A 15,631-nucleotide genomic window follows, 5' to 3' on the forward strand; every position below is an offset into this window, starting at 1 on the left:
ACTGTTTGAATTCTTGAGGAGCAGTAATATGGCAGTAGTACCTAGACTAAATGCACCAAGTAAAAAAATGATCTGGCAGTACTGGATTGACAACGGAATTCAAAGAGGTTTGGATGATACGCGCTATGATAATGCGTGTGATTTTAATGTATGTGTATGCTGTGGCCGCGAATCCTCAAAATTGGAGAGGGCGCATATTATCCCTCACTCACTAGGCGGAAGTAATGATGTCTCAAATTATATTCTGCTATGCAGTAAATGCCATAGAGAAAGCCCAGATATTGCTAATGAAACTGCGCTTATTGAATGGATGAATGAGCAACCTACTGAAATGGAAAGCTTGTTAAGACTAATCCAGCAGGAAATGGATAAATATAATAAAGAAACTCAAATGACAGTTAATGAAATTTTTATTAAAGAAATTTTCAGTGAGTTGTTCAAAAAAGCAGGAACACATGGTGGTAGATATTCTGATGCAACCAAGGTGTATATTATTAGGGAAGCTTTGAAAAAAATATTTATTCAGACTATTTGATGAATTAAATTACTTACAGTTATCCAGGTTAACCAGTCCATTAAATGTTAAATTTTATTTTACATTAGATTTGAATTTTTCTTTTAAGGATATGTCCGCTCCTCGCTCATACCGGACCTAACCCGCCCCACAAGCTCACTCCGTTTAGAGCATAGTCGTTCGGGTCTCTAAAATCGCATGACTCACCTGGATAGGACCCTTACAATTGCCTCTGAGCCGAACTTGCGACAACTGTTAGGTCACCAAAAAGCTAAACGGGGCCTTTCATGCTGAAACTCAGAACCATGCAGGTTTTTTCACCCTCATGATGGTTCCACCGCGCCGCTGCAAAGCCGACACCCATTCACCAACGGAGATTATCATCTTGAACAAGTCAATACTCGCATGCTCTGTGGCCGCGTTGCTGGCCGTGTCCGCCATGTCCGCCCAGGCCAGGCCCCCCGCCAGGCTCAAGTCGCCAGCATCGGGCGTGCTCTGCGACCGGTATGTATGCGCTAATGACAAGGGGATATCCCGCGAGTTGACAGAGACGTATCTCGGTAAGAAGGCTGCTGCAAACGAGGTGTTCACGTCGAGCAATGTCGATCTGACCGAATTCACCTTTGCCAACGGCATTTTCTGCGATGTAAAGGAACGACTGTGCCGTGAAGATCGCTATTATGGCGCGAACGGACAGCGCTCCGGGGCTGTATCTACAAAATACACTAAGCTTCTCTTTGACGAATAATGGTGATGAATAGAGACTACGTTATAAAGATATAAATTATATTTTGTAGTGTATATTTTAAATGATTACGTGGTTGTCAAAATTAAATTACTCGTTAAAGGTTTTATTGCGGAATATTATTCCATTACTACCCTTTAGCTGAGCGTAACAGTGAAGCGGTCTGGTTACGTGAATTCCCATTCACTACCATGAGCGAATAAAGGAATGATAAACCGCATAATTATTGTCGGCGGCGGCACGGGAGGGACGATTGTCGCCAACCTGCTGGCCAGAAAGTTACGGCGTGAAATTGCTGCCGGTCAGGTGGAGTTGATGCTGATCTCCGAATCGCCGGTACATTACTACAAACCGGCGTTTATGTATGTCGCGTTTAACCTCTTCCACCACCATGAACTGGCACGGCCTCAACGGCAATTACTGAGTCCGGAAATTCGATTTATTACCGATAAGATTGAATCCTTCGATTTTAAACAGCGTCGACTGTACGGTGCCAGTAAGCAATATTACGACTGGGACCTGCTGGTTATCGCAACCGGCTGCACGCCTTTCCCCCAAAAAATCCCTGGCCTTGCCGAAGCGGGCGATCATTTTTATCAATACGCGGCGGCAAGACAATTAGCGCATAAGCTCTCCACCATTAAAAAGGGGCGAATATTTATTACCGTCTCTTTCCCGGAAACGCCGAATGTTCCCCATCAGTGCGGCATCGCCCCCATTGAAACCACGCTGATGGTTGATGACTATCTGCGCCAGCGCGGCGTACGTAATCAGGTTGAGATTGTTTATACCTATCCGACCGTCGCGCAGCTGCTGCGAAACTGTCTGTTCCTGCAGCGTCCGGTTGGGGAGGCGCTGGGTGATATTTTTGCTGCCAAAGGAATACAGCATCAGCGCGGCTTTACCTTAAGCCATGTCGACCCTGACGGCAAAATTGCTTATTCCGCCGAGGGCGATTCACAGAACTTCGACATCCTGATGGCAACGCCTCCCATCAGAGCAGTAGAAGCGGTGCGTAACACCGGGCTCAGTGAGGTTCACAACGGTGAAGGCTGGCTGCCGACGGATCACCAAACGCTGGGCGTCTACGGCTTAGAAGGGGTGTATGTGATCGGCGATACCGTTGATCTCCCGATCAGTAAAGCGGGAGGGTCATGCCACAACCAGGCGCCGATCGTTGCCGACAACATTGTGGCGGAGCTGCACGGCAGACCGCCCGGAAGCGGTAACCACTACGACGGGCGGGTTCAGGCGGTCGCGCAGATGGGGCTCTGGGCGGGCATGCCGCTGGTGTATGACTATCGCAACGATGTCACGCCTATGCCGGCAACCAGGCTTGGCGGCATGCTGCGAAACGGCTTCAACCGTGGACTATATTGGGGCGTTGTGAGGGGGATGTTCTGATGAGTGAACAGGAACAGTTATTAAAAAGCCTCGCCCCGCTGATGGCAGGCAATCGTCTGAATAATCTGGTTGATCTGCTCGCCGTAGTAGCAGACCTGCTGGAAATGACCGATAACGCGATGGTCGAAAAACTGGCTGGCGTTTTTGAAGATGTGGTCACCGTGGGCTGGGAAGGCGGAACCGCGCTACGCATGGCGTGGGGTGAGCAGATTAACCGGGAAGGGGACATCTCGCTTCTGCAGGTGTTCGCCGCGCTCAACGATCCTGATACCCGCCGCGGCATCATGCTTCTACTGCGGGTCTTACAGATTACGGGGCAACGTCTGAATTCGCTTTCTTCCGTCAGTTATGCTGATTGCCCCGAGATAAGGAGTCGTTAATGTCTGGCTGATGCTCTTCAGGCGGCCGGGTAGCGGCTATGCCTTACCTGGCCCACCAAACTGCACCGGGGCTATTTCTCCCCGCCACCCAGCCGATACGCCAGCGCCACCACCAGCGACTGCACCAGGCACAGCGTCGCCGACTGAGACCGGAACGCATCCACCTGCGCCTCTTTTACCACAAAGCAGAGATCGCTAAACGTCGCCAGGGGGCTTATCTGGCTGTCCGTAATCACGATCTGCCGCGCGCCGACGCTGGCGGCAGTTTCGCTCACCATCACCGTCTCTTCCGCGTACGGCGAGAAGCTGATCGACACTACAATGTCGCGCGCCTTAATGCGGCTGATCTGCTCGCGCAGCATGCCGCCCATGCCGTCGAGCAGGATAGGGCGACACTCGAGGTGGCTCAGGGCGTAGGTGAGGTAGGCCGCGACGCTAAAGGAGCGGCGCAGTCCGGCGATGTAGATGGTATCGGCGTCGGCCAGCAGTTGTACCGCGCGCTCCAGCATCTCCGGTTCGGCGCGGGCGGCCAGCTGCTGCAGCGCCTGCGCGTTTGAACGGGCGAATTCCTGCAGGATATCGAGCGGTGTCTCCGGCACGGCCTCGCTCTCCATTTCGCGGAACAGCCGGGCGCGGTCGCTGTAGCTGGCGGTCTCTTCTACCAGGTTCATGCGAAACAGCTGTTTCATTTCGTTGAAGCCGGTGAAGTCAAAGGCGTTGGCAAAGCGGATCAGCGTCGAGGGCGGCACGTCGGCGCGCTCGGCAATAACGGCAACCGTATCAAAGGCCACGCTGTTGGTGTTATCCAGCACGTAGCGGGAGACCTGCTGCAGCCTCTTGCTCAGGCTATCGTAGCGATCGCGGATTTGCTGCTGCAGTTCGTTCAGGCTAGTTGCTGTCGTCATGTTATCCCCCAAATACAGTCATATGATTCTAAACGCAAAACCACGTTTTTTAAATGTCGGCCATCCATCTGGCAGCAAAAATGAAACAGAAGCTTCAGTCATTTCCTCGCCCGAAAAGTCTTAATAGCGCACGCGGGGTCAGTGTTGCTGGCTGTTAACATAAAAATCCATCCTTGATCACAATAATCATTATTTATTTTATTTCAACTTAAAATGGAATATTTGTTTCATATATAGTGTTCTGTACAGAGTGTTCAGGTCACAGTCACGTATCAACAGCGAGAGGTTAAGGATGGAGACGGTAGCGAATTTTATTCACGGCGAATGTGTCACCGGTTCAGGCCAGCGCGTTCAGGCGATCTTCAACCCGGCCACCGGCGAGCAGATCCGCCAGGTTGTGATGAGTACGGCGCGGGAAACCGAACAGGCGATTGCCGCCGCGCAGCAGGCGTTTCCGACGTGGGCGCGCCATGCTCCGCTGAAGCGCGCGCGCGTGATGTTCCGCTTTAAGGCGCTGCTGGAAGAGAACATGGAGCGCCTGGCCCGTATCATCAGCGAAGAGCACGGCAAGGTCTTCTCCGACGCGGTGGGCGAACTGACCCGTGGCCTGGAAGTGGTGGAGTTTGCCTGCGGCATCCCGCATCTGCAAAAGGGCGAACACTCGGCGAACGTCGGCACCGGCGTTGACAGCCACTCGCTGTTGCAGCCGCTCGGGGTCTGCGTCGGGATCACGCCGTTTAACTTCCCGGCGATGGTGCCGATGTGGATGTTCCCGATTGCGCTGGCGACCGGCAACACCTTCGTTTTGAAGCCGTCGGAAAAAGACCCTTCTCTCGCGCTGGCGCTGGCGCAGCTGCTGAAAGAGGCCGGCCTGCCGGACGGCGTGTTTAACGTGGTGCAGGGCGATAAAGAGTCCGTTGACGTGCTCCTGACCGACCCGCGCGTGCAGGCGGTGAGCTTTGTCGGCTCCACGCCGATTGCGGAATACATTTACCAGACCGCGTCCGCCCACGGCAAGCGCTGTCAGGCGCTGGGCGGCGCGAAAAATCACTGCATTTTAATGCCGGATGCCGATATGGAGATGGCGACCAATGCGATCATGGGCGCGGCCTACGGCGCGGCGGGGGAACGCTGCATGGCGCTCTCGGTGGTGCTGGCGGTGGGGGATAAAACCGCCGATGACCTCTGCGCCCGGCTGGAGAAACAGATTGCCGCGCTGCGCGTTGGGCCGGGTCTGGACCAGACGCCGGAAAACGAAATGGGGCCGCTTATCTCCTCCGCGCACCGAAGCAAGGTGCTGGGCTATATCGACAGCGGGGAAGCGCAGGGGGCAAAGCTTCGCGTGGACGGCCGCGGCTTCAGCGTGAAGGGGCACGAGCAGGGCTACTTCGTCGGGCCAACGCTGTTCGATAACGTCACCCCGGAGATGACCATCTATAAAGAAGAAATTTTTGGCCCGGTGCTTTCTGTGGTGCGCGTAGCAGATTACGCCAGCGCGGTGGATCTGATTAACCGCCATGAATATGGTAATGGCTCGGCCATTTTCACCCGCGACGGCGGCTGCGCGCGCCGCTTCTGTGAAGAGGTGCAGGCGGGCATGGTGGGCGTCAACGTGCCGATCCCGGTGCCGATGGCGTTCCACAGCTTCGGCGGCTGGAAGCGTTCCATCTTTGGCGCGCTCAACGTCCACGGCAACGACGGCGTGCGTTTCTACACCCGAATGAAAACCATCACCGCGCGCTGGCCGGAAATGCAGCAGGAGACAGGCGCTGCGTTCTCCATGCCGACGCTGGGCTGACAGGAGGTTTTATGCAAACCGAACGTATGACCATGGCCCAGGCGCTGGTCCGGTTCCTGAATCAACAGTACGTCAGCGTGGATGGCAACGAAACGCTCTTAGTGGAGGGCGTCGCCACCATCTTTGGGCACGGCAACGTGCTGGGTATCGGCCAGGCGCTGGAGCAAGATCCGGGCCATCTGCAGGTGATGCAGGGCTGCAACGAGCAGGGCATCGCCCATATGGCGACGGGATTCGCCAAACAGCACCGCCGTCAGCGTATTTTTGCCGTTACCTCCTCCGTCGGGCCGGGCGCCGCCAATATGGTTACCGCCGCGGCAACCGCCACGGCGAACCGCATTCCGCTGCTATTGCTGCCGGGCGATATCTACGCCAGCCGCCAGCCGGACCCGGTGCTGCAGCAGATTGAGCAGTATCACGATCTCAGCATCAGCACCAACGACTGCTTCCGCCCGGTCTCCCGCTACTGGGACCGCATTAACCGTCCCGAGCAGCTGATGAGCGCGATGCTAAGCGCGATGCGAACGCTTACTGACCCCGCCAATACCGGCGCGGTGACCATCTGCCTGCCGCAGGACGTGCAGGGGGAGGCCTGGGACTATCCGCTGAGCTTCTTCGCGCGTCGCGTGCACCACATCGAACGTCGTCCGCCCGATCCGCAGCGTCTGGCGCAGGCGCGGGCGCTGATTGCCCGCAAGCGTCGTCCGCTGGTGGTGTGCGGCGGCGGCGTGCGCTATTCCGGCGCGCATGAGGCGTTTCGCGAATTTGTCGAGACGCTGCAGCTGCCGTTTGCCGAAACCCAGGCCGGAAAGGGGGCGCTTGTAAGTGACCACCCACTTAACCTGGGCGGCGTAGGGGTGACGGGGGGAATGGCCGCCAACCAGCTCGCGCCACAGGCCGACCTGGTGATCGGCATCGGCACGCGCCTGACCGACTTTACTACCGGCTCCAAGGCGCTCTTTTCCCACCCGGACGTCGAATTCCTGCTGCTGAACGTGGCCGAGTTTGATGCCCTGAAGCTGGACGCCACCGCGCTGGTTGCCGATGCTCAAACCGGGCTGCAGGCCTTGACCCACGCGCTCGGGGATTACCGCAGCGGCTGGGGAGAGGCGATCGCTAATGCGAAATCCGCCTGGCGCGACGAGAGCCGTCGCCTGTGGGATCGCCAGTGGCGTCCTGACGACGCGCCTGAAGTGGCGGGGCACCTGGACGCGCAGCTGGCGGAATACGGCGAGGCGCTCAACACCCGGCTGACCCAGACGCGGGTGCTGGGGCTGATTAACCAGCATGTGGAGGATAACGCCATCGTGGTGGGCGCGGCTGGTTCGCTGCCGGGTGATTTACAGCGCCTCTGGCAGGTCAAAACGCCGGACAGCTATCACCTGGAGTACGGCTACTCCTGCATGGGCTACGAGATTGCGGCGGCCATCGGCGCGAAGCTCGCCAGACCCGAACAGCCGGTGTACGCCATGGTGGGGGACGGCTCCTACATGATGCTGCACTCCGAGCTGCAAACCGCGGTGCAGGAGGGCATTAAGGTTACCGTTGTGCTGTTTGATAACGCCAGCTTCGGCTGCATTAACAACCTGCAGATGGGGCACGGCATGGGCAGTTTTGGCACGGAAAACCGCCGTCGCAACCCGGAAACCGGGCGGCTTGACGGGCCGCTGGTGAAGGTCGACTTTGCGCAAAACGCGGAAAGCTACGGCTGCCGCGCGTGGCGGGTAAACGACGAGCAAAGCCTGCTGGCGGCGCTTGAGGCGTCACGCGCGCATCCGGGCCCGACGCTGCTGGACATCAAGGTATTGCCGAAGACCATGACCCACGATTACGCCTCCTGGTGGCGAACCGGCGACGCGCAGGTGGCGGCGTCTTCTGCCGTGCGCGAAGCCGCGGAGCAAACGCAGGCGCAGGTGAAAAAAGCCCGCCAGTATTGAGTTTTCCCGCCGTAACGAAATTTTCATTTCATTTCCCCTCACCCTAACCCTCTCCCCAAAGGGGAGAGGGGATGGTTCGGTGCGGCCTTTTCTCCCTGGCCCACCAGGGGAGAGGGCCGGTATGAGGGGCGCTTCTGTACGTCCTCTCATGTTGTGAGATTGATAACAAAATTTATCTCATTCATCTCAAAAGTGTTAACCCGCACTCAAAAACATAATTTTCACTATTTATAAAAATGAAATAAATGTTTTATTTATAGGGTCGTTAGTTCACAGCATTCACCAACACCGGGAGCCGTTATGTTTAACATTGCTTTACTGGGCGCTGGCCGAATTGGCCAGGTACATGCAGCTAACATCGCCAGCCACGGCGCGACCACGCTCTGGTCCGTGGTTGACCCGAATCAGGAATTTGCCACCCGTCTCGCCGCGCAGTATCAGGCCCGCCAGCAGAGCCTGGATGAGGCGATGACCGACCCTAACGTTCACGCCGTGCTGATCGCCTCCGCGACCGATACCCACGCGGACCTCATTGAAATGGCCGCCCGCCACGGCAAGGCCATCTTCTGTGAAAAGCCGGTACATCTCGACCTCGCCCGCGTGCGCGACTGCCTGAAGGTGGTCAAAGAGTACGATGTGCCGCTGTTCATCGGCTTTAACCGCCGCTTTGACCCGCAGTTCCGCCGCGTGAAAACCGATGCCCAGTCCGGGCGCATCGGCAAGCCGGAATCGTTGCTCATCATCTCCCGCGATCCGTCTCCGCCGCCTGCGGAGTACGTGCGCGTTTCCGGCGGCATGTTCCGCGATATGACCATCCACGACTTTGACATGGCGCGCTTCATCATGGGCGAAGAGCCGGTGTCTGTGTATGCCCAGGGCAGCAACCTGGTTGATCCGGCGATTGGCGAGGCGGGGGATATCGATACCGCGTTTATCGTTCTGAAATATGCCTCCGGCGCGATGGCGACCATCGTTAACAGCCGCCGCTCCTCGTATGGCTATGACCAGCGCCTGGAGCTGCACGGCTCCGAAGGGCTGCTGTGCGCGGGCAACATTCTGGAAAACCAGGTGCAGCACTACGGCAAACAGGGCTGCACCAGCGCGCTGCCGGAACACTTCTTCCTGCAGCGCTACAAATCCGCTTACGCCGCGGAATGGGAACACTTTGTTGCGGTCCTGCGCGGCGAAGCGGTGCCTGACTGCAGCGGCGATGATGGTGAACGTGCGCTGTACCTTGCGGATAAAGCGCTGGAGTCGCTGCGTAGCCAGCGCGAGATCGTCCTCTAAACACAACCACCCTACACAGAGAGACATAATAATGAAAAAACTGATCGTAGCCGCCCTCATCGCCATGACGTCCGGGGCCGCCCTCGCCGAAAACGAGCAAATTGTTTTCAGTACGCCAAACCTGGCCATGCCGTTTGAAGTTCACATGCAGCGCACGGCGGTGAAAGCCGCAAAAGAGATGGGCGTGAAGCTTCAGGTGCTGGACGGGCAGGGCAGCTCGCCAAAACAGGTGGCTGATCTGGAAAACGCCATTACCCGCGGGGCGCAGGGCTTTATCGTCTCCCCGAACGACGTGAACGCGGTCTCGAGCGCGGTGGATGAAATTCAGGATGCGAAGCTGCCGGTCGTCACTCTTGACCGCTCCGTCGACAGCCAGAAAAAAGTGCCGCACTTCGGCGCCAACAACTATAAGGGCGGCCAGGCAATTGGCGACTTCGTCAAAACCAAATTCCCCAACGGCGCGGAGATCATTCTCCTCACCGGCCAGCCGGGCTCTTCCTCCAATATTGAACGCACCAAAGGGATCCGCGACAGCCTGAAGGCGGGCGGGGATAAGTACAAGATCGTCGCCGATCAGACCGGGAACTGGATGCGTTCAGAAGGGATGCGCATCGTGGAAAGCGTTCTGCCTTCGCTGCCGAAACGCCCGCAGGTGATCCTCTCCGCCAACGACGACATGGCGCTGGGGGCGATTGAAGCGCTGCAGAGCCAGGGCGTGAAGCCGGGCGAGATCCTCGTGACCGGCTTTGATGCGGTACCGGAAGCGCTGGCCCGCGTGCGCGATGGCTGGCTGGCGGTGACGGCGGATCAGCGTCCGGGCTTTGCGGTGCAGACGGCAATGAGCCAGCTGGTGGCTAACGTGCGCGAGAAGAAAGCCATCACCGGGGCCGACTACCCGCCGACGCTGATCACCAAAGAGAACCTGCAGCAGGCCGAGCGTATCGGTGAGGCCGGTAACTAATATGTCCCGAGCCGCCTCTGGCGGCTCATCATGAGGAGGAGCAGACCGATGTCGCAACCCTTACTGAACGTGACCGACCTGGCAAAAAGCTTTTCCGGCGTTTGGGCGCTGAGCAGCGCGCAGCTGACCGTCGGCAGCGGAGAAATTCACGCCCTGTTGGGGGAGAACGGGGCGGGAAAATCCACGCTGCTGAAGGCGCTCGCGGGCGCGCAGCCGCAAACGCGCGGCGATATCTGGTTCAACGGCGAAGCGCTGCCGGTGGACGACTCCCCGGTGGAGCGGCAGAACAAGGGCATTATCACCATCTATCAGGAGTTCAACCTGCTGCCCAACATGACCGTCGCGGAAAACATGTTTCTCGGACGCGAGCCGCGCAGGCGTAACCTATTCGTCGACGAAAAGGCGGTCAACCAGGAGGCGCAGGTCATTCTCGATTACCTGCAGCTGAACGTTGCGCCAACCACGCCGGTCGCCCGCCTGAGCGTCGCCCAGCAGCAGATGGTGGAGATCGCCCGGGCGCTGACCCTCAACGCCCGGCTAATCATCATGGACGAACCGTCTGCCGCGCTAAGCGACAGCGAGGTGGAAAGTCTGCACCGCGTGGTGCGCGAGCTTAAAAACCGCGGCGTGAGCATTATCTACGTCACCCACCGTCTACATGAAGTTTTCCAGCTCTGCGATCGCTTCACCGTTTTCCAGGACGGCCGCTTCACCGGCACCGGCGCGGTGGCGGAGACCAACGTCGAACAGCTGATCCGCCTGATGGTCGGGCGCGACGTGGCCTTTAACCGTCGTCCGGCCAGCGAAACCCATCATGAAGACAAACCCGTCCGCCTGGCGGTGAAGGGACTGAGCCGCGAAAAGCCGCCGCTCGATCCGCACGGTATCGCCCTGCATGACATCAGCTTCCACGTTCACGCCGGGGAAGTCTTAGGCATTGCCGGGCTGGTGGGCGCGGGACGCACCGAGGTGGCGCGCTGCCTGTTTGGCGCAGACGCGTTTACCTCGGGAAGCTTTGAGCTGGACGGCGTGCCGTACCACCCGCGCGACCCGCTTTATGCCCTCGACCAGGGCGTGGCTTTGGTGCCGGAAGATCGCAAAAAAGAGGGGGCAGTGCTGGGGCTGTCGATTCGCGACAACCTGTCGCTCTCCTGTCTCTCCTCGCTGCTGCAGTGGCGCTGGTTCGTCAATACCCGCAAAGAGGACGACCTGATTGAGTCCTACCGCAAAGCGTTGCAGATCAAAATGGTCAACAGCGAGCAGGAGGTGCGCAAGCTCTCCGGCGGCAACCAGCAAAAAGTGATCCTCGCTCGCTGCATGGCGCTCAATCCGCGGGTGCTGATCGTCGATGAGCCGACGCGCGGCATCGACGTGGGGACCAAATCGGAAGTGCACCAGGTGCTGTTTGACATGGCGAAAAAGGGCGTAGCGGTGATCGTGATCTCCTCCGATCTGCCTGAAGTGATGGCGGTATCCGACCGGATCATCACCCTCAGCGAGGGCCGGGTAACCGGCGAGATCCACGGTGACGACGCTAACGAAGAACGGCTGATGACGATGATGGCAATCAACCACAACGCCCTGAACGCGGCATAACGGAGTTTCTCATGACGCAGATGATTTCTAAAACGCAGGCCCCGGTCAAACGCGCCGGACGCATCGATCCCATCGCCTTCTTCGAGCGCTTCGGGGTGCTGATTTTCATGATCCTGCTGCTGATCTTCTTCCAGTCGCAGAACAGTAACTTTTTCTCTGAACGCAATATTTTCAACATCCTGACCGAAGTGTCCATCTACGGGATCATGGCCGTGGGGATGACCTTCGTCATCCTGACCGCCGGGATCGACCTCTCCGTCGGCTCCATTCTGGCGGTGTGCGCCATGACCGCGGCGTACGTGATCAAAGGCGACAACTTCACCACCGTCGACCCGAACGCCTGGGGCGGCATGAGCTGGCTAATCGGGCTGGGGATTTGTCTGGCGATGGGCACGGCGATTGGCTTCCTGCACGGCCTGGGCGTCACCCGCCTGCGCCTGCCGCCGTTTATCGTCACCCTCGGCGGGATGACCATCTGGCGCGGCCTGACGCTGGTGATTAACGACGGCGCGCCGATCGCCGGTTTCGACCCAGGCTACCGCTGGTGGGGACGCGGGGAGCTGCTCGGCATCTCCATTCCAATCTGGATCTTCGCCATCGTCGCCGTCGGCGGTTATCTGGCGCTGCATAAAACCCGCTGGGGCCGCTTCGTCTACGCCATCGGCGGCAACCCGGAGGCGGCGCGCCTGGCGGGGGTGAACGTCAAGCGCGTGCTGGTCAGCGTCTACGTGCTGATTGGCTGTCTGGCGGGGCTGGCGGGCTTCATTCTGAGCGCGCGTCTGGGGAGCGCCGAGGCGGTCGCCGGGATCTCCTTTGAGCTGCGCGTCATCGCCTCGGTGGTGATTGGCGGCACCTCGCTGATGGGCGGCTACGGGCGCATCGGCGGCACCGTTATCGGCTCCATCATCATGGGTATTCTGATTAACGGCCTGGTGCTGATGAACGTCTCGGCCTACTACCAGCAGATTATCACCGGATTAATTATCGTTCTGGCGGTGGCGTTTGACACCTACGCCAAGAGCCGTCGCGGCGCACTGTGAGGATCACGATGAAAGAGGTTCGTATTGGATTGATTGGCACCGGGTATATCGGCAAGGCGCACGCTATCGCCTATGCCCAGGCCCCGACGGTGTTCAACCTGCGCGGCAGGCTGGTGCGCGAGATGGTGGCGGAAGTCACGCCGGAGCTGGCGGCAGAGCGCGCGCGGGCGTTTGGCTTCAACCGCTCCACCGGGGACTGGCGGGCGCTGGTGGCCGACCCGGCTATTGACGTGGTGGATATTTGTTCACCTAACCACCTGCATAAAGAGATGGCGCTGGAGGCGATCCGCCACGGCAAGCACGTCTACTCGGAGAAGCCGCTGGCGCTTAACGCCCACGATGCGCGCGAGATGGTCGACGCCGCGAAGCGGGCTGGGGTGAAAACGCTGGTGGGGTTCAACTACATGAAGAACCCGACCGCGCAGCTGGCGAAGGAGATTATCGCCCGCGGCGAGATTGGCGAGGTGATCCACTTCTACGGCACCCACAACGAAGACTACATGGCCGACCCGCTCTCGCCCATTCACTGGCACTGCTTCAGGGAGACCGCCGGGCTGGGGGCGCTGGGCGATCTCGCGGCGCATATCGTCAATATGGCCCAGTACCTGGTGGGGGATATCGAGCAGGTCTGCGGCGACCTGAAGATCGTGGTCCCGGAACGACCGGTGAAGGCCGGATCGTCGGAGATGATTGCCGTCGAAAACGAGGATCAGGCCCACGCGATGGTGCGCTTCGCGGGTGGGGCGCAGGGCGTGATTGAAACCTCCCGCGTCGCCTGCGGCCGCAAGATGGGACTGTCGTACGTCATTACCGGAACGAAAGGCGCCATCAGCTTCACCCAGGAGCGCATGGCGGAGCTGAAGCTCTATCTGCATGACGATCCGGTGAACCGTCAGGGGTTCCGCACGCTGCTCGTTGGCCCCGCGCACCCGGATTACGCCGCGTTCTGCATGGGCGCGGGCCACGGGATTGGCTTTAACGACCAAAAAACGGTGGAGGTGCGCGACCTGGTGGACGGGATTGCCGCCGACGCGCCGATGTGGCCGGACTTCGAAGAGGGCTGGAAGGTGTCGCGCGTGCTGGACGCGATTGCGCTCTCGCACCGGGAAGGCCGCTGGCTGAACGTGAACGACATTGTCTGATGAGGTATCAACGTGGAAAAGCAGTTTGATGTGATATGCATGGGCCGCGTGGCGGTAGACCTCTACAGCCAGCAGATTGGTGCCCGTCTTGAGGATGTCTCGAGCTTCGCCAAATACCTCGGCGGGTCGTCCGGCAACGTGGCGTACGGCACCGCGCGCCAGGGCCTGCGCTCGTCGATGCTGGCGCGCGTCGGCGATGAACATATGGGCCGCTTCCTGCGGGAAGAGCTCAACCAGGTGGGCTGCGATACCAGCCATCTGATTACCGATAAAGAACGCCTCACGGCGCTGGTGCTACTCGGCATTAAAGACCGGGACACCTTTCCTCTGATTTTTTATCGCGATAACTGCGCGGATATGGCCATTACGGCCAGCGATGTGGACGAACGCTACATCGCCTCCGCACGTTGTCTTGCCATCACCGGGACCCACCTTTCTCATCCGCAGACCCGCGAGGCGGTGCTGACGGCGCTGGGCTATGCCCGCCGTCATGGCGTGCGCACGGTGCTGGACATTGACTACCGTCCGGTGCTGTGGGGGCTGACCGCCTTAGGCGACGGCGAAACGCGCTTTATCGCCGCCGATAAGGTCACCCGCGAGCTGCAGGAGGTGCTGCACCTCTTCGACGTCATTGTCGGCACCGAAGAGGAGTTTCACATTGCGGGCGGCAGCACGGATACCCTGCAGGCGCTGGGGCAGGTGCGCGTCGTCAGTGAGGCAACGCTGGTCTGCAAACGCGGCGCGCTCGGCTGTTCGGTCTATACCGACGCCATTCCGCCCCGGCTGGACGACGGCCTGACGGTGACCGGCGTGCGCGTGGAGGTGCTGAACGTCCTCGGCGCGGGGGACGCGTTTATGTCCGGCCTGCTGCGCGGCTACCTGAACGACGAGGGCTGGGAGCAGGCGTGCCGCTACGCCAACGCCTGCGGCGCGCTGGTAGTCTCGCGCCACGGCTGCGCCCCGGCGATGCCGAGCAAAATCGAGCTGGATGACTATCTCTCCCGCGCCGCGGATGTGCCGCGCCCGGATCTCGATCCGCGTCTTAACCATCTCCACCGGGTGACCACGCGCCGCCGCGAGTGGCCGGAGCTGTGCGTGATGGCCTTCGACCACCGCAGCCAGCTTGAGGATATGGCGATGCAGTGCGGCGCGTCGCTTAAGCGCATTCCGGCTCTGAAGCAGCTGATCCTGCAGGCCAGCCGCGAGGCGGCGAGCCGCGCGGGGCTGGAGGGCAAAGCCGGCCTGCTGTGCGACGGCACCTTTGGTCAGGACGCGCTGAACGCGATCACCGGGGAAGGGTGGTGGATTGGCCGCCCCATCGAGCTGCCGGGCTCCCGGCCGCTGGAGATGGAGCACGGCAACATCGGCACCCAGCTTATCAGCTGGCCGCAGGAGCACGTGGTGAAGTGCCTGGTCTTTTTCCATCCGGAAGACGCCCACGGCCTGCGCCTGGAGCAGGAGCAGAAAATCGCCGAGGTGTACCACGCCTGCTGCCGGTCCGGGCACGAGCTGCTGCTGGAGGTGATTTTGCCCGCGACCATGCCGCGCAGCGACGAGCTCTACCTGCGCGCCATCTCCCGCTTCTACAACCTGGGCATTTACCCGGACTGGTGGAAGCTGCCGCCGCTCTCGGCCGACGGCTGGGCGGCGCTGAGCGAGATTATCGAACGCCGGGATCCGCACTGCCGCGGGGTGGTGATCCTCGGCCTGGACGCCCCGGCGGAACAGCTGCGCGCCGACTTTAAAGCCGCAGCGGGGCAGACGGTAGTAAAAGGCTTCGCCGTAGGGCGCACGCTGTTTGGCGATGCTTCCCGCGCGTGGCTGAAGCACGATATTGACGATGCGCAGCTGGTGGCGCGCATCCGGGACAACTACCTGCAGCTCATCGCCTGGTGGCGCGAGCGCGGACACGCATAATGGAG

At 59.6% G+C, this 15,631-nt stretch carries 13 protein-coding genes; 12 read left to right on the forward strand and 1 reads right to left on the reverse strand.

From position 1 onward, the window contains the following. The first annotated feature begins 28 nt into the window (after positions 1-28). The 4 genes from AC3WOK_RS07450 (at position 29) to AC3WOK_RS07465 (ending at position 3,043) form a co-directional block, all read left to right on the forward strand. Entirely contained in the window at positions 29-535 is a 507-nt protein-coding gene (locus tag AC3WOK_RS07450; RefSeq protein ID WP_059312104.1) for an HNH endonuclease, read from the forward strand. A gap of 304 nt (positions 536-839) precedes the next feature. Next, the gene (locus AC3WOK_RS07455) at positions 840-1,262 is read left to right on the forward strand and encodes a YcgJ family protein (protein WP_492354270.1); all 423 of its coding nucleotides are present in this window, start codon (positions 840-842) and stop codon (positions 1,260-1,262) included. A 204-nt stretch (positions 1,263-1,466) separates the two neighbouring features. Further along, positions 1,467-2,663: an NAD(P)/FAD-dependent oxidoreductase gene (locus tag AC3WOK_RS07460; RefSeq protein ID WP_492354271.1), complete on the forward strand. Its 1,197-nt coding sequence runs from the start codon at positions 1,467-1,469 to the stop codon at positions 2,661-2,663. Further along, entirely contained in the window at positions 2,663-3,043 is a 381-nt protein-coding gene (locus AC3WOK_RS07465) for a helical membrane plugin domain-containing protein (RefSeq protein ID WP_492354272.1), read from the forward strand. Before AC3WOK_RS07460 ends, AC3WOK_RS07465 begins: the two co-directional genes overlap by 1 nt. 71 nt (positions 3,044-3,114) lie before the next feature. Here the strand turns inward: AC3WOK_RS07465 and AC3WOK_RS07470 are convergent, their stop codons facing one another. After that, positions 3,115-3,948, reverse strand: coding sequence for a MurR/RpiR family transcriptional regulator (locus AC3WOK_RS07470; RefSeq protein ID WP_023338648.1), 834 nt, complete (start codon positions 3,946-3,948; stop codon positions 3,115-3,117). A gap of 292 nt (positions 3,949-4,240) precedes the next feature. On the opposite strand from AC3WOK_RS07470, the gene AC3WOK_RS07475 reads away from it, so the two are divergent. The 8 genes from AC3WOK_RS07475 (at position 4,241) to AC3WOK_RS07510 (ending at position 15,626) form a co-directional block, all read left to right on the forward strand. Next, positions 4,241-5,746, forward strand: coding sequence for a CoA-acylating methylmalonate-semialdehyde dehydrogenase (locus AC3WOK_RS07475; protein WP_492354273.1), 1,506 nt, complete (start codon positions 4,241-4,243; stop codon positions 5,744-5,746). Between the two features lie 11 nt (positions 5,747-5,757). Then, positions 5,758-7,683, forward strand: a complete 1,926-nt coding sequence (gene iolD / locus AC3WOK_RS07480) for a 3D-(3,5/4)-trihydroxycyclohexane-1,2-dione acylhydrolase (decyclizing) (protein WP_492354274.1) — start codon at positions 5,758-5,760, stop codon at positions 7,681-7,683. 300 nt (positions 7,684-7,983) lie between these two features. Further along, positions 7,984-8,970: an inositol 2-dehydrogenase gene (gene iolG / locus AC3WOK_RS07485; RefSeq protein ID WP_492354275.1), complete on the forward strand. Its 987-nt coding sequence runs from the start codon at positions 7,984-7,986 to the stop codon at positions 8,968-8,970. A 31-nt stretch (positions 8,971-9,001) separates the two neighbouring features. Next, positions 9,002-9,931 (forward strand): sugar ABC transporter substrate-binding protein, encoded by a 930-nt coding sequence (locus AC3WOK_RS07490; RefSeq protein ID WP_021241824.1) that lies wholly within the window; start codon positions 9,002-9,004, stop codon positions 9,929-9,931. A gap of 48 nt (positions 9,932-9,979) precedes the next feature. Next, positions 9,980-11,527 carry a sugar ABC transporter ATP-binding protein gene (locus AC3WOK_RS07495; RefSeq protein WP_492354276.1) on the forward strand — a complete coding sequence of 516 codons (1,548 nt, stop codon included), beginning with the start codon at positions 9,980-9,982 and terminating at the stop codon, positions 11,525-11,527. 11 nt (positions 11,528-11,538) lie between these two features. Then, entirely contained in the window at positions 11,539-12,567 is a 1,029-nt protein-coding gene (locus tag AC3WOK_RS07500) for an ABC transporter permease (protein WP_032669397.1), read from the forward strand. Between the two features lie 8 nt (positions 12,568-12,575). Further along, a complete protein-coding gene (locus tag AC3WOK_RS07505; protein WP_447856056.1) occupies positions 12,576-13,709 on the forward strand; it encodes a Gfo/Idh/MocA family protein in 1,134 nt (377 codons plus the stop codon). A 12-nt stretch (positions 13,710-13,721) separates the two neighbouring features. Further along, entirely contained in the window at positions 13,722-15,626 is a 1,905-nt protein-coding gene (locus tag AC3WOK_RS07510) for a bifunctional 5-dehydro-2-deoxygluconokinase/5-dehydro-2-deoxyphosphogluconate aldolase (protein WP_063957737.1), read from the forward strand. Positions 15,627-15,631: the final 5 nt, after the last annotated feature.

Source organism: Enterobacter sp. FW301-JW81, assembly GCF_058788735.1.